Origin of the sequence: Shinella sp. (assembly GCF_052438155.1) — a bacterium.
Classification (GTDB): Bacteria; Pseudomonadota; Alphaproteobacteria; order Rhizobiales; family Rhizobiaceae; genus Shinella.
Window position 1 is genome coordinate 220730 of sequence record NZ_JBQVPI010000003.1, and the last position, 22360, is coordinate 243089.

18 protein-coding genes are annotated in these 22360 nt (G+C 64.2%); 13 read left to right on the forward strand and 5 right to left on the reverse strand.

The window, feature by feature from the left end:
* Positions 1–37: 37 nt before the first annotated feature.
* The 3 genes from ACT6VE_RS08005 to ACT6VE_RS08015 all read right to left on the reverse strand — a co-directional run bounded on the left by ACT6VE_RS08005 (position 38) and on the right by ACT6VE_RS08015 (position 3833).
* A complete protein-coding gene (locus tag ACT6VE_RS08005) occupies positions 38–514 on the reverse strand; it encodes an Hcp family type VI secretion system effector (RefSeq protein ID WP_444798077.1) in 477 nt (158 codons plus the stop codon).
* A 72-nt stretch (positions 515–586) separates the two neighbouring features.
* Positions 587–3325 carry a type VI secretion system ATPase TssH gene (gene tssH / locus ACT6VE_RS08010; protein WP_444798264.1) on the reverse strand — a complete coding sequence of 913 codons (2739 nt, stop codon included), beginning with the start codon at positions 3323–3325 and terminating at the stop codon, positions 587–589.
* Positions 3326–3470: 145 nt separating this feature from the next.
* Complete coding sequence (locus ACT6VE_RS08015) at positions 3471–3833, reverse strand: STAS domain-containing protein (protein WP_444798078.1); 363 nt, start codon at positions 3831–3833, stop codon at positions 3471–3473.
* Positions 3834–3947: 114 nt separating this feature from the next.
* Here ACT6VE_RS08015 and ACT6VE_RS08020 point away from each other — a divergent pair, with 114 nt between their 5' ends.
* From ACT6VE_RS08020 to ACT6VE_RS08080, 13 genes are all read left to right on the forward strand, one after another.
* Positions 3948–4961: an ATP-binding protein gene (locus ACT6VE_RS08020; RefSeq protein WP_444798079.1), complete on the forward strand. Its 1014-nt coding sequence runs from the start codon at positions 3948–3950 to the stop codon at positions 4959–4961.
* A complete protein-coding gene (locus ACT6VE_RS08025) occupies positions 4958–5338 on the forward strand; it encodes a PAAR domain-containing protein (protein WP_444798080.1) in 381 nt (126 codons plus the stop codon). The genes ACT6VE_RS08020 and ACT6VE_RS08025 overlap by 4 nt, the downstream gene beginning before the upstream one ends.
* A 1-nt stretch (position 5339) precedes the next feature.
* Positions 5340–6419 carry a methyltransferase domain-containing protein gene (locus tag ACT6VE_RS08030; RefSeq protein ID WP_444798081.1) on the forward strand — a complete coding sequence of 360 codons (1080 nt, stop codon included), beginning with the start codon at positions 5340–5342 and terminating at the stop codon, positions 6417–6419.
* Positions 6420–6490: 71 nt separating this feature from the next.
* Complete coding sequence (locus ACT6VE_RS08035; protein ID WP_444798082.1) at positions 6491–7237, forward strand: type VI secretion system-associated FHA domain protein; 747 nt, start codon at positions 6491–6493, stop codon at positions 7235–7237.
* Positions 7237–7785: a type VI secretion system lipoprotein TssJ gene (gene tssJ / locus ACT6VE_RS08040; protein ID WP_444798083.1), complete on the forward strand. Its 549-nt coding sequence runs from the start codon at positions 7237–7239 to the stop codon at positions 7783–7785. Before ACT6VE_RS08035 ends, tssJ begins: the two co-directional genes overlap by 1 nt.
* 75 nt (positions 7786–7860) lie before the next feature.
* Positions 7861–9192, forward strand: a complete 1332-nt coding sequence (gene tssK, locus ACT6VE_RS08045) for a type VI secretion system baseplate subunit TssK (protein ID WP_444798084.1) — start codon at positions 7861–7863, stop codon at positions 9190–9192.
* A gap of 9 nt (positions 9193–9201) precedes the next feature.
* Positions 9202–10659 carry a type IVB secretion system protein IcmH/DotU gene (gene icmH, locus ACT6VE_RS08050; protein WP_444798085.1) on the forward strand — a complete coding sequence of 486 codons (1458 nt, stop codon included), beginning with the start codon at positions 9202–9204 and terminating at the stop codon, positions 10657–10659.
* Positions 10656–12446 (forward strand): type VI secretion protein IcmF/TssM N-terminal domain-containing protein, encoded by a 1791-nt coding sequence (locus ACT6VE_RS08055; protein ID WP_444798086.1) that lies wholly within the window; start codon positions 10656–10658, stop codon positions 12444–12446. The genes icmH and ACT6VE_RS08055 overlap by 4 nt, the downstream gene beginning before the upstream one ends.
* A 14-nt stretch (positions 12447–12460) precedes the next feature.
* On the forward strand, positions 12461–15958 hold the full coding sequence (gene tssM, locus ACT6VE_RS08060; RefSeq protein ID WP_444798087.1) for a type VI secretion system membrane subunit TssM: 3498 nt from the start codon (positions 12461–12463) through the stop codon (positions 15956–15958).
* A gap of 147 nt (positions 15959–16105) precedes the next feature.
* On the forward strand, positions 16106–17941 hold the full coding sequence (gene tssF / locus ACT6VE_RS08065) for a type VI secretion system baseplate subunit TssF (RefSeq protein ID WP_444798088.1): 1836 nt from the start codon (positions 16106–16108) through the stop codon (positions 17939–17941).
* A 52-nt stretch (positions 17942–17993) separates the two neighbouring features.
* Positions 17994–19082: a type VI secretion system baseplate subunit TssG gene (gene tssG / locus ACT6VE_RS08070; protein ID WP_444798089.1), complete on the forward strand. Its 1089-nt coding sequence runs from the start codon at positions 17994–17996 to the stop codon at positions 19080–19082.
* A 52-nt stretch (positions 19083–19134) separates the two neighbouring features.
* Entirely contained in the window at positions 19135–20673 is a 1539-nt protein-coding gene (locus ACT6VE_RS08075) for a class I SAM-dependent methyltransferase (RefSeq protein ID WP_444798090.1), read from the forward strand.
* A gap of 4 nt (positions 20674–20677) precedes the next feature.
* On the forward strand, positions 20678–21448 hold the full coding sequence (locus ACT6VE_RS08080; protein ID WP_444798091.1) for a protein kinase domain-containing protein: 771 nt from the start codon (positions 20678–20680) through the stop codon (positions 21446–21448).
* Here the strand turns inward: ACT6VE_RS08080 and ACT6VE_RS08085 are convergent.
* Positions 21441–21779, reverse strand: a complete 339-nt coding sequence (locus tag ACT6VE_RS08085; protein ID WP_444798092.1) for a slr1659 superfamily regulator — start codon at positions 21777–21779, stop codon at positions 21441–21443. The two genes, ACT6VE_RS08080 and ACT6VE_RS08085, sit on opposite strands and share 8 nt — an antisense overlap.
* A 32-nt stretch (positions 21780–21811) precedes the next feature.
* On the reverse strand, positions 21812–22360 hold the full coding sequence (locus tag ACT6VE_RS08090) for a slr1658 superfamily regulator (protein ID WP_444798093.1): 549 nt from the start codon (positions 22358–22360) through the stop codon (positions 21812–21814).

Sequence of the window (22360 nt, forward strand, 5' to 3'; positions counted from 1 at the left end):
CCCCCCGCGCCCCGATGGCTTTCGGAGCCTTGGCCGATCAGCCGCTCTTTGCCAGCGACAGGTCGTAGTTGACGGTAACGGGCGTGCCGGCCTTGTTCCCGTTGTCGAAGGGGGTGAACTTGAACTCGATCTTGGTGAAGTTGATCGAGATTGATTCCGACGGACGGTCGCCGCCCGAGCTGACGCTGTAGCCCGAGACGAGCCCGTTCGTCAGCACGTATTCGACGTAGGTGTTGCCCGGGTTACCGGTGCTGACGAGGTGGATTTCCACCTTCTTGCCGGCGTTTCCGGTGACCGATTCGGTGAACAGCTTGGAGGAGGCAGCATCGAGCGACTTCGTGACGACGACTTCGCTGATGCTCGGCTGGCTCGCCTCGCGGTTGGTGCTTCCGCCGATTGCCGCGGAGATGCCGCGGCCGGTGCCGAACTGCAGCGACGACACTTCGATCCACTTCTTGTGGGCGTCGTGCGTAGCTTCGCCGTCAATGCCTTCATATTTCAGGTAAATTGCCATCTTTAGCTCCCTTGATCCTGATTGAGGTAGAATTGATTAGCCGGGGCAGTCATGGGCCGCCCGGTATCCCGTTCATTTCGCTGCCACGAGTTCCGCCGGTTGCTCCGGTCGCTCGACCGTATCATCCGAAGGTTGCGCGTGGAACTCGAACTGACCGTTTTCGTCGAGTACGGCCTTCAGCCCGCCAATCTGGCGGCCCTCAGCCATCACGGACAGAACATGGGACGAAAGCCTCGGCAGCAGTCCACGCGAAAGAATATATTCGATGTTGCGAGCGCCGCTTTCGACCTCGGTGCACCGGGCGGCGATCGCCTCGACGAGCGTCTCGTCCCAGCTCAGCGTTGCGTTGTAGTTCTCAGTGAAGCGCTTGCGGATACGATTGAGCTGAAGCGCCACGATCTTGCGGATCACGTCGTCGGCGAGCGGGAAATACGGTACCACGGAGCAGCGGCCGAGGAAGGCCGGCTTGAAGGTCTTCAGGAGTTCCGGCCTGATTGCCTCGGTAAGCTCCGTGACATCCGGTCGCTTGGACGGATCGGCATAGAGACGGTGGATGAGATCGGTACCGGCATTGGACGTCATGATGATGACGGTGTTCTTGAAGTCGATGTCTCGCCCTTCGCCGTCGCGCAGCATGCCCTTGTCGAACACCTGGTAGAACACGTCCTGCACACCCGGATGCGCCTTCTCCATTTCGTCGAAGAGGATGACCGAATAGGGACGTCGGCGCACGGCTTCCGTCAGCACGCCGCCTTCGCCATAGCCGACATAACCGGGCGGCGAACCGACGAGCATCGAGACCTTATGCTCTTCCTTGAATTCCGACATGTTGATGACGGTGAGGTTCTGCTCGCCGCCGTAGAGCAGGTCGGCGAGCGCCAACGCTGTCTCGGTCTTGCCTACGCCGGATGTGCCGACCATCAGGAAGACGCCGATCGGCTTGCGCGGGTCGAGAAGTTTCGCACGCGAGGTGCGGATCGTCTCCGCGATCGCCTCCAGCGCATGGGATTGGCCGATCACGCGTTCGCGCAGCTTGTCGTTGAGGGCGAGGATCGTCTTGATCTCGTTGGAGACCATGCGACCGACCGGAATGCCCGTCCAGTTGCCGACGACCTCGGCGATCGCCTGGCCATCGACCGTCACCCGCATCAGGGGCGTCTCGCCTTGCAGGGCTTCAAGCTCGCTGGTGAGAGTGGCGACCTCTTTCTTCATATCCTCGGGCGTTGCACCCTCGAGGCTTTGTTCGCCTGCCGCGGATTCCGTCGCCTCGACGGTCGCGGTGAGGGCATCGTGCAGTCCGCGGATGCGGCCGACGAGATCCTGCTCGCGCTTCCATTGGTCTTCGAGCTTGGCGAGTTCCTCGGAGACGCGCACACGCTCTTCGTTGAGGTCCGTCATCCGCCGAGCATGGTCGGCGCCGATCTTCGTTTCGCGTGTCAGGACGCCGAGATCGGTGTCGATCATGTCCACCCGGCGCCGGCGGTCCTCCACGGCGGCAGGAACGGCATGGCTGGCGATCGCCACGCGCCCGCAGGCCGTGTCGAGCAGGCTGACCGCCTTGTCGGGAAGCTGGCGGCTCGGAATGTAACGGCGCGACAGCCGGACAGCATCTTCCACGGCTTCGGCAAGGACGCGCACGCCGTGGTGGCGTTCGAGCGTCGGGATGAGGCCGCGCATCATGGCGATGGCTGCTTCGTCGCCGGGCTCCTCGACCTTGACGACCTGGAAGCGCCGCGTCAGGGCGGGGTCGCGTTCGAAATATTTCTTGTATTCCGCCCAGGTCGTGGCGGCGATCGTGCGCATTTCGCCGCGCGCGAGCGCGGGCTTCAGGAGGTTGGCGGCGTCGTTCTGGCCGGCAGCGCCACCCGCGCCGATCAGCGTATGCGCCTCGTCGATGAACATGATGATCGGTTTTGCGGAGGCCTTGACCTCTTCGATCACTTTCTTCAGCCGGTTTTCGAATTCGCCCTTCATGCCGGCACCCGCCTGGAGCAGGCCGAGGTCGAGGGACAGCAATTCGACGTCCTGCAGGGCAGGCGGCACTTCGCCCGCGGCGATCTTCAGGGCGAAGCCCTCGACGACCGCAGTCTTGCCGACACCGGCCTCGCCGGTCAGGATCGGGTTGTTCTGCCGGCGGCGGGTCAGGATGTCGACGATCTGGCGCGTTTCGGAGTCGCGGCCGAGCACCGGATCGATCTTGCCTTCGCGTGCCCGCGCCGTCAGGTTGATGGTGTATTGGTCAAGCGCCGAGCCGCTTTGCGGGCCGGAGGAAGAGGATGCGGCCGGCGCGCCGGAAGAGGATGCTGCCTTGCCGCCGCCGCTCGCCGATGAGCCGGCCTCGCTGCTGCCGGACACGATCTTCAAAAGGTTGGTCTTCAGCGTTTCGGCGTTGATCCGGGCAAATTGCGGGGATGCGTCACGCGCCAGCGCCGACAGGGCGTCGTCGCCGAGCAGGCTGACGAGCAGGTAGCCGCTGCGGATCGAGGTATCGCCGAATTGCAGCGAACCGTAGATCCAGGCTTCGCGGATCCACTTGACCACGTTGGGTGTAAGGGCGGGCGAACGGCTATTGCCGGTCTTCAGCCGATCGAGAACCTTCGTCAGGTCTGCGGCAAGCCGGCTCTGGTCGATCTCGAAATGCCGCAGGATCGCCGCGACGTCGTTGTCCGGCGCCTCGATCAGCTTGGTGAGCCAGTGCTCCACCTCGACATTGTAATGGGTTCTCGACAGCGTCAGCCCGACGGCACCCTCGAGCGACGAACGGCAGTGAGCGTTCAGGCGCCCTACCAGCGATTGCAAATCGACGTTCAGCAAAGCAGCCCCCCAGCTTTTGCCGCGCTGATTCCGGAAAACCCGTATGGCAGCGCAAAAAGATGTCTAGAATCAATTCAGATAAAGCAAAACAATGACAACTCTTACGCCGAGTTGCCGTCGAAAGTCCACTGTCCTGCCCGCGTCACCCGGCGACTGCCGCGTCGACATTCGCATAGATTGGAAACAACCTTAAGAAACCGCTCATTTCGAAGACAAGCCGTATGCGGCTGTTCAGCCCGGCCAACGCCATGCTGCCGCCGGCCGCGCGTATCTTCTTGGCGGCGGAGAGAAAGGCGGAAAGCCCCGTGCTGCTGATATATTCCAGTCCTGCCAGGTCGATGATCAGGCGGGTGTCCCCCCGCTCGATGATGGCGGAGAGGTGCCTGTCGAAGATTGGCGAGGTCTGGCTGTCTATCCTTCCGCTCGGCGCAACGACGAGGTTGTTGCCCTGCCGGGTCTCGGCGATGTTCATGATGATATTGACCTCGGGCTTTCTGTTGATCACTCTCGCGCGTGCCGGACGCGCATCCAATGCGGGTGATGATTTCAGAAAGTTATACGACTTGCCAGAACGTTTTTTAAAACTCCGCGGTATGCCGTCGTGACGACGGCGGGCGACGTGTCAGACGCCGGGCTGGTCGCGCATCTGCGCGCATCTCTCTCGCCGCAGGGCTTTCCCGTGCGGCGGGAGGCAGAGATCGAGGGCGGTGCTGGCGATGCGAGCGGCGCGATTTCCTTCTACGATCATTATTGGCCGGCGCGCTCGGTGCTTGCGATCAGCGCCGTGCGCGTGGCGGGCGATGACATCGATACGGCCGTGCGCGCGGCGGGCATCAAGCAATTGATTCGCGCCGTCGTGGCCAAGACGCGCACTGCAAACGAAGCGCTAGAGACACTTGCGGCGCGGATCGACACGGCTGGCCTCGACGTCGGCCTTCTCGTCCTCGACGTGGTATCCGGGACGGTATCGAGTGCGGCGAGCGGCAAAGCAGCCGTGACGATTTCGGGAAAACCCGACCGCTCCGGCCGCACGGAGCTGGCGGCCGGCGACCTTGCCTGGCTTTCCGCCGGCGATATCGGAACGCCCGCGAAAACCGCAGCGCCGCCCGACGGGATCGGGGCATTGGTGCGCGGCGAGATCGACCGGGGTTCTTCGGGTGCTGCCTGTGCCCTTCTTTTCAAGGCACGCGGGCGGCTCGCCCGGGAGACGACATTCTCGATCGGCAATAGCCATGGTGATATTCAGGTCGCGGCCGAGAAGGTGCGGCGCTTCCTGGAAATGCATGGCGCGGACGAAGCGGATGTCACCGCCATCGACGTCGCGCTCGACGAGATCCTCACCAACACCGTGAACTACGGTTTCGAGGATGGCAACGCACACGAGATCCTCCTGTCGCTGTCCATCGATTCTGGCGCACTGACGATCGAGGTTCAGGACGACGGGCGCCCCTTCGATCCGCTTGCCATTCCCATTCCCGATCTCGATGCGGACCTGGAAACCCGACAGATCGGCGGGCTCGGCATGCATTTCGTCCGCACGCTGCTTGACACGGTTTCCTACAGCCGTCGTAATGGCTGGAACGTTTTGACACTCGAAAAGCAACTCGCCGGCACGGCGGAGAAGGCATCATGAACGCGGCGCGCATGGGGGACATGGTCAAGCAGGATGCGCCGCATTGTCATGCGCCGATCCATCCTGCCGCCCTCGTCCCGACGGCCGTGCCGCATCCAGCCCTGCCACTGCTGATCGTCAAGGGCCAGCCGAATGTCCTGATCGGCAACATGCCCGCCGCCCGGGTGACGGACATGACCATCCTGTGCTCGCTGCCGGGCTGCGTTCCCGGTGGGCCGGGAATGATCGCCAAGGGCTCCTCGACGGTGTTGATCGGCAATCTGCCGGCGGCACGGATCAACGACATGACGATGCATCCGGCCTGCGTCGCACCCATCCCCAGCCCCGTCGGCAAGATTCTGCCGCCGGGCTGCCCGACGGTGATGATCGGCGGCTGAGGTGCGGATTTCCCATTTCGAGAAACTGCGGCCGGTCTGCCCCGTCTGCCGCCTGAGCGGCCAGCACGGAGACCTTGCTCTCACTGTCGTCGAAAACGAGGTGCGGGGCGACGTCCTCAGCGGTATCCTGTCCTGCCAGGCCTGCGGCTCCGAATTCCCGATCGTTGACGGCATGCCGATCATCGTGCCGGACGTGCGCCGCTTCGTGCAGGACAACATTTTCTACCTGCTGGCGCGCACGGACCTGACGCCGGCTGTCGAAAGCCTGCTCGGCGATGCCTCGGGGCCGGGCAGCGGCCTCGACTCGATACGCCAGCACGTTTCCTCCTATGTCTGGGATCACTGGGGAGACCAGGATCCGGTCGCCTATCCTGCGGTTCCCGGCGGCGGCGCGCCCGCGGCGGTGTCGCGCAACCTTGCGCAGGCGCTCGACCTGCTGGGTGACGACCTGCCGGACGGCCCGGTGCTCGACATTGGCTGCGCGGCGGGGCGTACCGTTACGGATGCGGCCGAAAGGCTCGGCCGCGACGTGCTCGGCATCGACCTCTCGGTACCGCTCGCGCGCTGCGGTCGACAGGCCGTGGTCGATGGGCACATCGATTACAATCTGCGGCGGATCGGCCTGGTGTACGACCGGCGCGCCTATCCCCTGCGCCATAAGGCCGAGGGACGTGGCGACGTCTGGATCTGCGATGCGCTGGCGTTGCCGTTCTCGCAGGGCACTTTTGCCCTCGCGATCGGCATGAACGTCGTCGACTGCATGCGCGATCCGCGGGCCGGACTGATCGAGATCTCCCGCGTCCTCGCTGATGGCGGCCGGGCCGTACTGTCCGTTCCCTTCGACTGGGCAGGGCAAGTGACCCCGGTGGAAGCCTGGCTCGGCGGTCATTCGCAGCGCTCCGGCCATGCCGGCAGCCCGGAGGCCATCCTCGATCTCCTGCTTTCCGAGGGGCCGCTTGCCGCAGGCGCCCTGCGGCGCACCGATTCCGTCGGCGACGTTCCGTGGCACGTCCGGTTGCACGATCGATCCTGCATGTATTATTCCGCTTATCTGGTAGTCGCTCGCAAGACGGTGGGGTAACATCTGCTCGTGCCAGCGATTCTGCGATTCCCTGACGTCAAGGAAATCCAAATCGTCTGCGGGGATGGACCATGCAATTGCGACTCGTACTCAAGGGCCCGGAGCGCCTGACGACCGGCATACGGGAAAGAACCGTTGAGACGGGGGCCGTCGTGATAGGGCGGTCCGCCGAGGCCGACTGGGTGCTGTCCGATCCTGAGCGTATCGTTTCCAAGCTCCACTGCCGGATCGAGCGGCAGGGCGGCGGTTTCCTGCTGACCGACATGTCCACCAATGGCGTGCTGGTCAATGGCGTGCCTATCGGGCGCGAAGCCTCAAGAATGCTCGTCGACAAGGATGTGCTGACGCTTGGCGACGCGATCATCGCTGTGGCCATCGAAACGGAGACGCCGGACGTCGTGCCGCTTCCCGCCACTGACGACCCCTTTGCCGGGGGGCCCTTCGGCTTCGATGAAGTGGTCGCGGAAGCCGTGAAGGTTGGAATCGTCCAGGATGTGGCGGCGGAGAATGCCCGGGACAAGGTTGCTGTCCTACAGGACTGGTGGATACCCACGGCAGAGAGCCGGAATGGCGAGCCGAAACCTGTGGATATCTCCGGGGGCATGGGGAATGCCTCGATTGCACGTACCAATGCGGCGGGCGAGGCAGTAGCCTCAGCAACCGCTACTGGGACGAATCTCGCTGCCGAGGCTCTCGGGCTGGACGAGGCGGTATTTGCGAAGGCTGTTGAAACGGCAATGTTGGTTTTGTCCGCAGAGGAAAAGCGTAGGTTCGAGGGGCGTTTGTTTGAGCTTCTTCGCAAGGAGAAGTCAGGTTGATGATTGAGCACTCTCCGGCGGGGCGGTGGTCGATCGGGTTGCGCGCGGTTGTCTCGCGCTCTTTCGCCCTGTTGTGTCTGTGTCTGCTCGTTTTCACGCTTTCCGGTTGTGGTCAGAAAAAGCCGCCGCCGACGGAAATCGAAATCAAGCCGGCGCCGGCCGCGGCCAGCCTCGACGTTATTGTGGTGGCGTCCCCGCTCGTCAATCCAGGGCCTGACGGCTTGCCGCAACCGGTCGTCATGCGGCTCTATCAGCTGAACGGCGAGACGGCATTTGCCAATGCCAGCTTCCGCCAGTTGTGGGAGGCGGATGCCGAAACACTTGGGCCCACCATGCTGGGCAAGACGGAATTCTATCTGGCGCCGGCGGAGGTGCAGCGAGTAAAGGCCAATCTTATCGAGGGGGCGACGATCGTTGCGGTGGTCGTCGGGTTCCGCAACTTCGAAGAGGCAAAGTGGCGGGCAATGGTCGGGCTTCAGGGGGACAAGAAGTTCAAGCTGAAGGTGGACCTGAAAACACTGTCCGTCGAAATGGGGCCGCAGGACTGACATGGTCCGGCGTGCGGGGGCAAGGCCGGTGCGAAGCGGGGATTACCCTGCGCCGCCGGCAAAGGAAGGGTATGGATGTCGTTCGATGACAAGGTGATCTGGTCGGAGGGGATGTTTATCCGTGCCCAGCATTTCCAGCAGGAGGCTCGCCATGTCGAGCGCCAGCTGAGGGCCCGCACGAAAGCACTCGTTCCGTATGGCTGGGGTCTGACCGAGCTGCGCCTCAATCGCGAACTTCTGTCGATCGGCCAGTTCGCCATCGAGCGGGCGTCCGGTATCTTCCCCGATGGAACGCCGTTTTCGCTGCCCGGCGAGAGCCTGCGGCTGCCGCCGTTAATGCTTGGCGAGAATGTCCGCAACGCCGTCATCTACCTGACCTTGCCGCTCACCGAACCGGGCGGACGCGAAGTGGCGGATGCCGAGACCGAGCTGACCACGCGCTATACGCTCGCCGAAATCGACGTGGCGGATGCCAACAGCTCCGACATGTCCGCAGCCCCCATCAATGTCGGCAAACTGCGCCTTCGCTATGCGCTGGAAACAAGCGACCGTAGCGGTCTCGCTGGCATCGGTCTGGCGCGGATCAGTGAAGTCCGCAGCGACAATTCCGTCGTGCTCGACGAAAGTTATGTGCCGCCGGCGATGGACTGCGCCGTTTCGCCGATCCTGTCCGGACTGCTCACCGAGATCGTCGGCTTGCTCAATCACCGGGGCGAGGCGATCGCGTCGCGCCTTGCCGGCGCCAATGTCGGCACGGCCGCCGAAATCACCGACATGATGATGCTCCAGACGATCAATCGCTGGCAGCCTGTCTTCAGCCACATGGCATCGGCGAGCTTCGTCCATCCCGAACGGCTTTTCATCGCGATGATCGGCCTTGCCGGCGAGCTTGCGACCTTCACCGCAGCCGGCCGCCGGCCGCGACCTTTCCCGGTCTACGATCACGAGCGCCTGCAGCCGACCTTCGCGCCGGTCGTGACAGCGGTCCGCCAGGCCTTGAGCGCCGTGCTCGAACGCAGCGCCATCACCATACCGCTCATCGAGCATCGCTACGGGATCCGCGTCGCCGAAGTCGCCGACCGGTCGCTCTATTCGAAATATTCCTTCATCCTGGCGGCAAAGGCCGACATGCCGGCGGAAGCGCTGGTACGTCGCCTCGTCGGTCAGATCAAGATCGGCGCGGCCGAGCAGATCACCGAACTGGTCAATGCGGCGCTTCCGGGCATCATGCTGCGCGCGCTGCCGGTGGCCCCGCGCCAGATTCCGTATCACACGGGCAAGGCCTATTTCGAACTGGACCGTTCCAGCCCAACCTGGAAACAGGTCGCGGCCGGCAACGGGCTCGCCATTCATGTCGCCGGGGATTTCCCGGCGCTTGAACTCGATCTTTGGGCCGTGAAGGACTGAGGTGGCGGGGTGAACGATCCATTTGCTGATTTTCCGGGCGCTGACGACACGATCCGCAAACCGCTGAGCGGGTTGCCGTCGCGGCAATCGTCCGGCTTCGGCCAGGAAAGCATGTCCGGCAACGCCTTTTCCAGCGGCAGCGGCGGTTTCTTTTCGGGCCGGCCCGATAGCGGACAGGGCGGCGGACAGCAGGAGGACCTTGATTTCGGGCTCGATGCGCTTCCCGTAGAGCGGGTTCGCCATCGGGGCGATCCTGCCATCGAAAAGGCTTTCGACCTTGCTGCGGTGAACCCGCTGGTGGGGGCTGCATCCCCGCTGCTGTGGCTCGCCGGCCGGTTGAACGAGAGTGCCGCGCCCGACGATATCGCGGAATTCCGCCGTCGGGTCCTCGAAGAAATCCGCAACTTCGAGACGGCGGCCATGGCCAAGGATACGCCGGACCGGCTGGTCCGCGTGTCGCGTTATGCGCTGTGCGCTGTGATCGACGATATCATCCTCAACACGCGCTGGGGGGCGACGACCGGCTGGGCAAGCCAGAGCCTCGTCAGCATCCTCTACAACGAGACCTGGGGCGGCGAACGCTTCTACGACCTGCTCCAGCAGCTTCTCCAGCAGCCGGAACAGAATATCGACGTGCTCGAACTGATGGCGATCTGCCTCGCCATCGGCTTCAGCGGCAAGTACCGCGTCATGGACGGCGGACAGGGGCAGTTCGCGCGGCTGCGCCAGGATCTTTATCGCGTTATCCGCCGGGTGCGCGGACCCTATGAGCGCAACCTCTCGCAGACATGGCAGAGTGCGGCGGCACCCCACCGCGCGCCGCGCAGCATGGCGGCACCGTGGGCCGCCGCCCTCGTGCTGCTCGCGCTGCTCGCCGTCGTCTGGGCGTTCTCCAGCATCAGCCTGCGCTCCAGCATCGAGCAGACCGCAGCCCAGATCAGCGCGCTGGTCCCGGGTATCCCGCTGCTCGTCGAGCGGGCCGGCATCCCCTCCATTCCGGACCCGGTTCCGCCGGTGCGCAAGACGCAGATCGAGCGGCTGTCGGAAGCGTTGGCACCGGAAATCGCCGCTGGCCGCATAGAGGTGGCAAGTGTCGGCGAGTTGGTCGTCATCCGCATGCTGAAGGCCTCCTTCCCCTCCGGCGGCACGGACCTGTCGCTTGCCGAGGAGCCGCTGATCACCAAGATCGGCGGCGCACTCAACGAGGAAAGCGGTGCGATTGCAGTCGTCGGTCATACCGACAACATTCCCGTCGGCGCGGGAAGTCCGCTCGGCGACAATATGGCGATCTCGATTGCCCGCGCACGTTCCGCCGCGCAGATGCTGCAACGCCATGTCGACGACCCGGCGCGCGTCAGTTTCGAAGGACGCGGATCCAACGATCCGATCCTCGCCAACACGACCCGGGAAAACAGGGCGCGCAACCGACGCGTCGAGTTCCAGATTCCAGCGGAAAAAGCACCATGAGGCCATGGCTGCTGCTCCTCTGGCTTCTTGGACTTACGGCCGCGGCGGCTGCAAGCTGGTTTCTGGCGAAGCAGCGCCTCGTCGGTAATCCCGATCTTGGGCTTCTGCTTGCCCTGCTGCCGGTGGTGGCCTGGGCGCTCGTGCCGGTGGTCTTCTCGCGGTTTTTCTTCCGTCGCAGCACGACGCCGGAAACGCCGGCGCTGCGCGAGTTGCGTCGGCAGGTCGCAGCCTTTCTCGCCGATCGCGGTCTGAAGGGCTTGCGCGGGCGTTACTCGGTGCCGTTCTTTCTGATCGTCGGCCCTGCAGGAAGCGGCAAGACCTGCCTGCTCGAAAGCGCTGAAATGCGCCTCGGCATGCCGAAGACCATCGGGCCGGCAACCTGGTGGGTCGGGCCGGACGCGGTTTTCGTTGAGACCCAGATATCGGACGATGCCGGCGAATTGTTCCGCCTTCTGCGCGCCGTCCGCCCAAAGCTTCCCGTCAACGGCATCATGCTGGTCATCAGCCCTGCCGATCTGGTGCTTGCCGACCAGCTCGAACAGCGCATGACTGCCGAGGCGATCGCCGCCTGGTTCCGCCAGGCCGACGAGATGCTCGACCAGACGCTGCCGTCATACGTGCTGTTGTCTCGCACCGATCTCGTGCCCGGCTTCCAGGAGATCTTCGAGCGCATTGAGCCGGCCGATCGGGCACAGCCCTGGGGGTTTGCCCTGCCTTACAACACGAAGGAACCGAAGACCGTCGATACGCTCCACACGGAGATCGATGCCGGCTTCGGCGACGTCGTCGAGACCATGCGCCGGCGCCATATCGAAATGCTGTCGAAGGAGTCCGACGCGATCCGCTGCGTGCACATCCACGGTTTCGCAGCCCAGATCGCTGCCATCCAGCGCATCGTCATGCCGCTCGTCGATGCCATGATGCCGATGGGCAACGGTACCTGGCGCGGCGTTCTGCTGCGCGGCATCTTCATGACGAGCGCCCGGCAGGAAATGCTGTCGATCGATGCCCTCCTGCCGGAACTGTCGCGCCGCTTCGCCATGCCGCGCAGCGGCATGCTGCCGCCCGATCTCGGCGTCGACGACGAGTTGAACCATGGCTATTTCATCAGCGGCGTGGTGAAGAAGGCTATCCTGCCGGAAGCTGGGCTCGTCCTGAAGGATCGGCAGGGCTCGTCGGGTTCAGTGCTCTACTGGCTGCCGCTTGCCCTTGCCCTCGTCGTTTGTGCGACGGGCGGCTACGTCCTCTTTTCGGCTTTCGACCGCGAAATCCGCCTCGGCCGGCAGGTTCAGGACGCAATCGGCGACGCGCGGCCGGTGACCGGGCCGGCCAAGCGGAGCGATGTCCCGTTGATGCTCGCCGCCCTGCAACGGCTGGATGCTGTCGGCACGATGCTCGCCGAGCAGGCGCCCGTTCCGACCTATGCCTTCTGGCTCGACAAGCGCGCCACGCTTCGCGACGGCATAGATGATGCGAAACGCGCCTTGCGGGTTAATGCACTGGCGCTTGAGATTGCGGCCTGGCTTGAGGCCGATCTCGTCGATGCCAACAACGACACGGCCACCCTCAACACTCTGATCACCATCGCGGACAAGGCTGCCGACCCTGCGTCACCCGAGCTCAAGGCTTGGCTCGAGAAGCGCGCCGAAGCGATTGCCGGCAACGGGCAGGGCCAGTTCGTGGCGCAGGCGCTTGAGGCGATCACGCAAGCCGGCGGACTTGTCGTCGGCCCGGCCTATGTCGAGGCAGCACGCCGGCGCATCGCCCACCGGGAAAGCCTGACGTGAGCGTGCGGGCGAGATTGCGGAAGTTTTCGCGGACCCTGCGCCGCCCAGGCGTCATCCTGACGCTTGCCGTGCTCTTTCTCGCCCTTCTCGTCTGGTTCGTCGGGCCGATGATCGCTTTCGGCGACGCCCGCCCGTTCGAACCTGCTGCGTCACGCCTTGCGCTGCTTCTGCTTCTCGCCCTTGCCTGGGGCGGCATCGGCTTCCTGATGCGCACGAAGCGCTCCAGTGAGGAGGCGGCATTGCTTGCAGCCTTGCGCAAGCAGGAGGAGGAGGCGACAGCACAGATCGACAGGCATCAGGCGGCTGCGGATGCTGAGGTTTCCGCCTTTCGACAGGCCGCGAGCGGGGCGATGAGCCTGCTCAGGCGCGGCCACGGCGATCTTTTCGTCAGCGCGCGTTATGCTCTGCCCTGGTACATGCTGCTTGGGGCCGATGGTGCCGGCAAGAGTTCGCTGGTGCGTGCCAGCGGTCTGACATTGCCCTTCGAGAGTGAAGGCGCCGTGGAGGCGCCGTCCGCGCGCTTTCATATCAGCGATCAGGCCGTGCTGGTGGAATTTGCGGGCCGGCTGATCGCCAGCGCCGAGCCGCAGGCCCGCCATCTCTGGCAACAGGCACTCCAGCATATCCGCAGCCTGCGCTCGCGCCAGCCGGTCAATGGTATCATTGTCGTGGTCAGCGTCGACGAGCTGCTGGCGATGCTGCCAGAAGAGGCCGCCGCCTACGCCACGGCGATCCGCCAGAGGCTGGATGAGGCCGTCCAGCGGCTGCGCGCCAATGCCCCGGTCTATATCGTCGTCACCAAGCTCGACCGGGTCGTCGGCTTCGAGGAGATTTTCGAGGACCTGACGACGGAAGAGCGAGCCGCCCCGTTCGGGATACCGATCGCGGCGGATCTCGGCGGTGATGCGCGTGGCCCCGCGGAAGCGCTCGACAAGGGATTTGCCGGTCTCGTCGAACGCATCATGCAACGCCAGTTCGTCTGCCTTCAGGAGGAGCCCGACGAACTCCGGCGCCGGCGCACCTTCGAATTCCCGGCGCAGTTCGCGCTACTGAGGGAACGTATCCAGCCCTTCGTGCAGCAGCTCGCCACCATGCACCGCTTCGGCACGGCGACGAACATGCGCGGCGTCTTCTTCACCTCCTGCCGCCAGACCGGGGACAATGTCGATGCGCTGGCCGGATCGCTCGCGCCGCTCTTCGGCCGCAGCCCGGCGACGATGACGCTGTTGCCGGATCCGGGCGCGCGGCGCATCCGGCCATTCTTCCTCTTCGGGCTCTTCCGCAAGGTCATCCTGCCCGAGGCCGATCTCGGCGGCCTGACGCGCCCTGCGCTAGTGGCGAGCCGGATGAAGGACCTCGCGATCAATGCGGTCCTGTGCCTTGCCGCCTTCGCTGCGCTTGCCTTCTGGTGGCTTGGCTTCAGCGACGGGCGCGCCTATGTGGCCGATGTTACGGATCAGACGACGGCGGCGCGCGGGCAGATTGTCGAGGCGGTTCCCGGCGGCACCCTTTCGACACGGTTCGAGCCGGTTCTTGCCGTGCTCGACCGGCTGGCCGCACTTGCCGCGGAAGAGCCGCGCGGTGCAACCTTCGGCCTCTACAGCCCGTCCTCCGTGCAGACCGAGGCGCGCAAGGCCTATGAAAAAGCCCTCGCCAACCTGTTCTTCCCCTTTGTCTGGCAATATCTGCGACAGGGACTGGCGGCCTCGCAGACCCCTGCCGCACTGCGCTTCACCCAGCTGAAATTCTACCTGATGCTGACGGGAGAGCGTCCCCCCGGGCGCGAGACGGCGGCCCTGCTCGGGCCTGATTTTGCGGCAAACTGGATGCTCTACGACCGGAGCGACGCGATCGACCAGCGCATCGCACAGCATTTCTCGGAGCTTGCGGCGGTTGCCATCCCGACGCCTTCGGCGGATGCCGTGCTGGTCGAGCGGGCGCGCGCACAAATCACCGACTACAGCATTGCACGGCTCGCCTACGACATCGCCGTCACCTATCCCGACGTGAAGGCTATGCCGATGTGGCGGCCGGTCGACCATATGGGACTTGCCGGACCCGAAGCACTGGCACGCGTCAGCGGCGCGAGCTTCTTCGACGGCATCGAGGGCATCTACACGAAAGACGGTTTCGGCGTGATGATGCGCGCCTCAGGCGAAGCGGCGCTGGCGCTTGCCGATGATCTCTGGGTGATGGGCAAGCCCGATACGGTGCTCGACCGCGAACGCGAGGCGGGCCGTATCCGCGATGGTCTCGCCGACCTCTACCGGGTCAACTACATGGGACGGTGGGACAGCCTGCTCGCCGATCTCGGCATTGCCGGCGGAACCGATCCGCGCCGGCTCGCCGATTCCGTGGCGATCGTCGCGGGCAACCCGTCGCCCGCCAGGGAACTGCTCGCGGCCATTGCCGCGGAGGTGGATCTGCAGGACCTCACCTCGAGCGCGGCCGGCGCAATCGAAAGCATGGTTGCCCAGCAGCTTTCGCAGGTCACGAAGACCGTCCGCGCACCGCGCCGCGTCGTCAACGTGCCGCAGTCCGTCACCGATTATTTCAAGGCTTTTCGTGCGGCTGTCGTGCCGGCTGCGGAGGGGCAGCAGGCACCCGTCGACGACATGCTGGCGGCTCTGGAACCGCTCTACCGGCACCTCAACCATGTCGCGGCCGGCGGTGACGTCCTGGAACTCGGTACGGAACCGCAAACGCTCTTGAGCCAGTTGACCGACCGGAACGGCAAGCTGCCGGCGAACCTCCAGCCGTTCTTCGCCCGCATCCTCAGCCAGGTCGGCGCGGTGACGGGTGGCAGTTCGCGTGAGCGGCTGGCGGAAATCTGGAACTCGACGGTCTTGCCGCTCTGCACCGCGACGACCGTCGGCCGCTATCCCTTTGATATCGAAAGCATCAACGATACGTCGCTCGATGATTTTGCCCGGCTCTTCGGCCCGAAGGGGGCTATTGCCGGTTTTCGCGAGAATTACCTGAAGCCCTATATCGATTCGACGACAAAACCCTGGCGCTGGAAGACCGGCCAGCAGTTCGGCCTCGGTTTTCCGGACGATGTGCTTGCAGCCTTCGAGAAGGCCGACGATGTCGCGACCGTGTTCTTCGCGGGCCAGGAAAAGCCGAATGTCGATTTCACCGTCGAGGTTGGCAAGCTCGATGCGACGGCGCGCGCCTTCCTGCTTGATATCGGCGGCAAGGTTGCAAGCTATACCCACGGCCCGCCGGCGGGCACGCAATATCTATGGCCGCCGGAAAACCTGGTGGCGGGAGCTTCCATGTCGATGACGCCGGAGGTTGCCGGCCAGCGCAACATCCTGACAGAGCAGGGCGCCTGGGCGCTCTTCCGGCTTTTCGATCAGGGCCGGAAAATCGAGAAGAACCCGACGGATGTCGTCAGCTACCAGTTCCGCGTCGGTAACAGGGCGGTTCTCATGCGGCTGACCGCGCCGGCGACGCGCAATCCATTCGCACGGGATATCCTGTCGCGCTTCACCTGCCCGACGCTATGACGGGACAATTTCTCGCCGGATTTGCAGCAGGAGGGAGCGAGGCGTCTTTCCTTGACAGGTCAAGAAGGAGTACGCCAATGTTCGCGCAACCGTCGGGATACGTTGATTTCGAATCGACAAGGCGTTGGAGAGGGGTTCAACCAGCCCATGTCGGATGATCTGCTTGTCCACTACAATCGCGAACTTCTGAGCATTCGCCGGGCGGCGGCGGCCTTTGCCGCCGAAAACCCGCGCATTGCAGGCCGGCTGCGGCTTTCCGAGGATGCGATCGAAGATCCGCATGTCGGACGCCTGATCGAGGCTTTCGCCTATCTCACCGCGCGCGTGCGGCAGAAGATGGATGACGATTTCCCCGAGCTTACCAATGCCATGCTCGGCATCCTCTATCCGCATTTCGACCGGCCGATTCCGTCCATGTCCATCCTCCAGATGGACCCGAAAACCGAACTCGCCGAGCCCTATCACGTGCCCGTCGGCACGCTTCTCGATACCGAGCCGGTCGATGGCGAGCGCTGCCGCTTCAGCACCTGCTCCGATGTCACGCTGCACCCGATCGTCGTTCGCTCGGCGACACTGACCGGTCGTCCCATCACGGCGCCGGAGACGCCGCAGGCGCACAATGCGGCAGGCTGCCTGCGCCTGACGCTCGAAATGACCGGCGATGACCTGACGTTTGCGAGCTACAATCCCGGTCGCCTTCGCTTCTTCCTGCGCGGCCAGCCGCAACTCGTCTATCCGCTCTATGAGCTTCTTCTCAACGATGCGGTGGCGGTAGCCTTTGCCGAAGGCGCCAACGATCGCAATCCCGCGATGCTCGATGCCTCCGCACTCTCGCCCGGCGGTTTCAGCCCTGAGGAGAGCATGCTTCCCTATCCGCAGGCCTCGCATCCGGCCTACCGGCTTCTGACGGAATATTTCGCTTTCCCGGAAAAATTCCTGTTCGTCGATCTTGCCTTCCCCGAGGCCGGCCGGCTTTCCGGGAAGGGGCGAACGCTCGACGTGTTCATCTATCTCAACCGCGCAGCCCCCGGTCTCGAGCGGTCCCTGACGGCGGCAGCCTTCGGGCTCGGCTGCACGCCGATCGTCAACCTGTTTCCGCAGACCGCCGAGCCGATCAAGCTTGACCAGACGGTCACCGAATATCGCGTCGTGCCCGACAGCCGGCGGCTGCACGCGCTGGAAGTCTACAGCATCGAAACGGTCGCCACCGTCAACGCCGACGGCGAAGCGCGGGAACTCCTGCCGTTCTACAGCATCCGTCACGGCATCGACGCGGGCGCGGTGGGCGATGAGGAGAAGTCCGCGGTGTGGTGGCTGTCCCATCGCCGACCTGCCGAGGAGGAGAATCCGGGAAGCGAAGTGTTCCTCTCGCTGTCCGATCCGGAGTTCAATCCGAAGAGCATTGCCGACGACGTGCTCTCGGTGGAGACGCTCTGCCTCAACCGCAACAGGCCGGAGCGGCTGCCCTTTGGCGGCGGACAGCCGCAGCTGAGAATGGTCGAGCCGGTCCCCATGATAAAGGGCATGCGGCTTCTCACCGTACCGACCTCGACCATCCGGCCGCATTACGGACAGGGCGGGCGCTGGCGGCTGATCTCGCATCTGACGCTCAACCACCTCTCCCTCGTATCGGATGGCGGCGTGGAAGCGTTGAAGGAGATCCTGCTTCTCTACGATTTCCGCAATTCGGCAGAAACGCGCGCGCTGATCGACGGCATCACGGCGCTCTCCTCGCAAAGTGGCACGGCACGTGTGCGAAGCTTCGGCCAGAGTGCCTTCTGCCGGGGTGTCGACGTGACGATGACCTTCGAGGAAAGCAACTTCTCCGGTAACGGCGTCTTCCTGATGGCGAGCATACTGGAGCGCTTCCTTGGCCTCTATGCGAGCGTCAATTCATTCTCCCGCCTCACCGCTCTGGTGAGGGGGCGAAGCGGAAAGCTGAAGACCTGGCAGGCCCGGGCAGGCGATCGAATTCTTCTCTAGGATATGCAGCGGTTCTGCGTCCGGGCATGCGTCAAACGAAAGGGTAGGGGATTTGCGCAATTCGAGGAAAGGCGGGCAGGCTCTCGTCGCGCGCGTGTTCGATGCGCCGCAGGCGTTTGATCTCTTCCAGATGGTGCGCATCCTGGAGGCGCTTGGTGCCGAGGAAGGACGCGACATTGCGCACAAGCCTGTGGACCCGGTCGGCCAGGGGGTGGACCCGGAGCGCGCCTCCTTGAGGATCCGCTCGTCGGTACCACTCGGTTTCGCGTCCGCCGAAGTGCTCTCCGTCCGCCGGCCACGCAGTGGCGGCCCGGTCGAGATGACGCAGACGCTGGTCGGGTTGACCGGCCCTTCCGGCGTGCTGCCGCATGCGTTGAGCGAACTCGTGCAGATGAGCGTGCGTGAGCGCAATTTTGCGCTGCGCGAGTTCTTTGATGTTTTCAACAACCGGCTGTCGGGGCTGCTTTACAATGCCTGGGCCAAGTATCGCCCCGTTATCGAGCGTGAGCGGGCAGCGCAGGTGGCGACACCTGCGACCATAGACCATGCGCTGAAATCCCTCGTCGGTTTCGGTCTTCCGGCAATGGCGAACCGGACGAAAGCGGGCGACCATACCTTCGTCTTCTTCGGCGGGCTGCTCGCCCGGCAGGGCCGGTCGGCGACGGCGATCGAGCGGGCACTGTCCGGTGCGCTCGGACACGCGTTGCGGGTCGAGCAGTTTTCCGGCGAGTGGTATCCGATCGCGCCGTCCGACCGCACACAGCTGCCTGATCGTCTGCGACCCCAAGGAAGCTTCGCCCGTCTCGGCGACGATGCAGTGATCGGCACCCGGACATTCGACATTCAGTCTGCCGTCACGATCTGCGTGGAAGCGCTCGCCTATTCCGCCTTCCGCTCGCTTCTGCCGGACGGAAGCCGCTCGCGCCTGCTGACGGATCTTGCGGCGACCGCGCTTGGGCCCGACAAGATGTTCAACATCCGCCTGGAGTTGAAGCCTGGCCACGTTCCGGCGCTCCAGCTCGGCGGCGACCGTGCGGCGCTTACGTCGAGCCGGCTCGGCTGGAACACCTGGCTTCAGCCCGCCCGGCCACGCCGGGAGCCGGCCGCCATACAGTTCCGCCCGCCGCCGCATCTGCGCTAGCCCCATTGTTTTTAAATCTTTTTATGAGTTTTCTCGAATATAGGATTGCCCCATGAACGACTGGACCAATGGTTATGTCTCCGACATCGAGTATCTTCCCGGATTCTATGTCGAGCAGACGCCGGCGCATCTGGACGTCGCCTGCCTGCTGCGCGGCGTGGAGCCACCCGTCGGGGAGGGAGAGGCATTTGCCTATTGCGAGCTCGGTTGCGGCGTGGGCGAGACGGCGCTGACGATCGCCGCAGCCAATCCGCAAAGCACGGTCTGGGGCTTCGATTTCAACCCGGCGCATATTGCACGCGGTCGCGCGCTCGCGGGTGCCGGCAGTGTCAGCAACATCCGCCTGGAGGAAGCCTCCTTCGAAGACCTCGCCTGCGGCCGGCAGCCCGGCCTGCCGATGTTTGACTACATCGCGTTGCATGGCGTCTGGAGCTGGGTCAGCCGCGAGAACCGCCGCTATATCGTCGATTTTGCCTCCCGTCATCTGAAGCCCGGCGGGCTGTTATACGTTACCTACAATGCCTTGCCGCGCTGGACGGCGACCACGCCGATGCAACGGCTGGTCAGCCTGTTCGCCTCGCTCGATAACGATCGCAGCGATCGGCGTGTGTTGCGGGCGCTCGACATGGCGCGCGCCTTTTCCAAAGCGGGTGCCGACATGATCCCGTCGGATATGCTTGACCGGCTCGACAAGGAGCGGGTGGAGGGAACCGCCTATCTCAGCCACGAATATCTGAACGCCCATTGGGCGCCCTGCTACCAGATCGACGTGGCTCAGGATCTGGCGGACGCAAAGCTCTCCTTCGTCGGAACGGCCAATCTTTTCGAGAATTATCCAGACCTCTCCATGACCGGCGAACAGCGCGGCCTCATCGATGGCCTGCCCGCGACCTATGCGGAAACCGCGCGTGATTTCTTCCTCGCCCGCAGCTTCCGGCGCGATATCTACATGCGCGGGCCCCGGCCGATCGCACCGCGGCGGCTGGAAGAGCGGCTTGCTGCCCGCAAGCTTTGCCTAGTGGTTCCGCCGTCGGCGGTAACGCTTGCGATAAAGGTGCCGGTCGGCGAGGCCACGCTCAACGAAGCCTTCTACGGTCCCGCCCTTGCAGCGCTTGCCGAAACGCCGATGACGATAGGCGCGCTGAAAAGCCTGCCCGAGGCGGACGGATCGACCGCCACGGAGCGAGAGATCCTGGGCATGCTGATCGGCTCCCGGCAGGCGATGGCGCTGTCGAACGCAGTGACCGAGGAGAATGTTGCCTGGGTGCGGGACTACAACCAGGCGCATCTGCGCATCTGCGCCGACGAAGGCCGCGCCGTCTGTGCGCTTGCGGCAGCCGGGCTTGGCTCCGGTATCACGGTGCGTCTGTTCGAAATGCTGGCCTACGAAGTGCTCTGCGCCGGCGTCGAGCCGGAGGCTGGCGCCATCACGGCAGCGATCCAGGGTCTGCTGGAGAAACGGGGCGACAAGCTGCGCAACGAGGGCGTCCCGATCGAGGACGAGGCGGAAGCACGCCGCGTCATACGGGAGAATGTCGAGATGATCCTTGCCACCGCCCTGCCGATGTGGCGGCGGATCGGCGCGATCTAGCGCCATGGGCGGGCTTGGCGTCCCAACGGTCGGCGAGGTGCTTCGCGGGAACGGCCCGGCCCTGGTCTATCGGTCGCAGATCGCGGCCGGGACACCGGTCGTCGTCAAGCGCTTGACCGACACTGCGGTGCAAGACGCCGTGGCGCTGCGGCGTTTCGAGCGGGAGCGGCGCTTCGCGCGCCTCCTGCTGCATCCCTCACTGCCGCGGCTTCTTGCCGAGGGAGACGACTGGATCGCCTTCGAAGCGCTGGACAACGGCCTTTCGGAGCCGATGGTGGCGGCACGACATGGCAGCGCCGTGGCCGTCAGGCTGCTGCTTTCACGCCTTGCCGACGCGCTCGCATTCGTTCATGCGCGCGGCGTGGTTCATCGCGACGTGAAGCCCGCGCACATCCTGTTTCGCGGTGACACGCCGGTTCTCATCGATTTCGGTATTGCCGGGACGCCGGGAGACGATCTGCAGCGCGAGGAGCTTTCCGGTACACCGGCCTGGATGGCGCCGGAGCAGCTTTTGGGCGGGCCAGTCGGGCCGGCCGCCGACATGTGGTCGCTCTCGGCCCTTGGCCTGTTCCTGCTGACGGGGCAAAAACCCTATTCCGGCGCTGCGGAGGCGGTATTGCGCCGCCGGACGGCCGGCGAGAGGCCGGCCTTCGAAATATCCATGTCGCTTGAAAGCGACGATCCCGTCCTGATCCGCTGTCTGCGGACCGGGATCGGGGACGCCGCGCTCCGTCCGGCGGCTGCCGACGTCGCGCGGCTGCTTACGATCAGCTGATCACCAGCTCGACGGCAGGATGCAGTTTCTTGAGGTTTGGCAAGGACTTGGACTGCCACGGAATCTGCGTACTGCCCTTGACCAGAAGCTTGCTGCCTTGCTGCTTGCGAACGTCGATGGTGAACTTCGCGAGCAGGTTGATGCCGGAGCTGTTCAGGAATTCGAGCCCGGACAGATCGAGCGTGATCGTTTCCGGCTTCTCGGCCAGCACCTGTTGCATCAGGTCGAGGATAGGCGCGTAGGCCTCCGTGCCGGAGAGGCGCATGGTGCCCTCGTAGTGGATCGCCGCACCTTCGCTCCAGACGCGATAGTCGTTTGTTTTGATTTCCATTTTCAGCAATACACTCCCAGTAAATTTCTGTCTCAAACGATGTCGAGTGCGGCAAAGGTGTCGAGGCGCATGGCATCGGTTCCTGTCGCCGGTTGGAAACGCCAGCCGAGACGGGCGCCATAGTCGTTCATCAGCGTGAGCAGGCCAAGTCCCGAGCCGCTCGAATGCATGTTCTCTGCATTTTCCTCGATGCGCTCGATGAGAAGCTCACCCGGATCGCGTGTTGTCAGCTCTGCAAGAAGCGTCTGGAATTTGCTCGCCGTCTCCTGAGTGATCAGGTTGCTGATGCGGATTTCAAAACAGTCCCCGTCGAGCGACGCGTCAAGGGTGATGCCATCTCTGTGGCGGAACTTCAACGCATTTTCGAGAAGCTCGTTCGTCAGATAGCCGATGCTGTGGCGCGCCTCATTGTAGTCGGCGCCGTCTCCCGCCCGTTTCAGGGCGAAGAAGTCACCGAGGAACTCCGATGTGACGCCGCAATGCTGCCAGGCCAGGTCGAGTGGCCCGTCGGCAAGACGGATGCGGTTTTTCAGCGCGCCGGCGCCGTTGGTGAATTCCACCTGTCCGAATGTGGCTTCCAT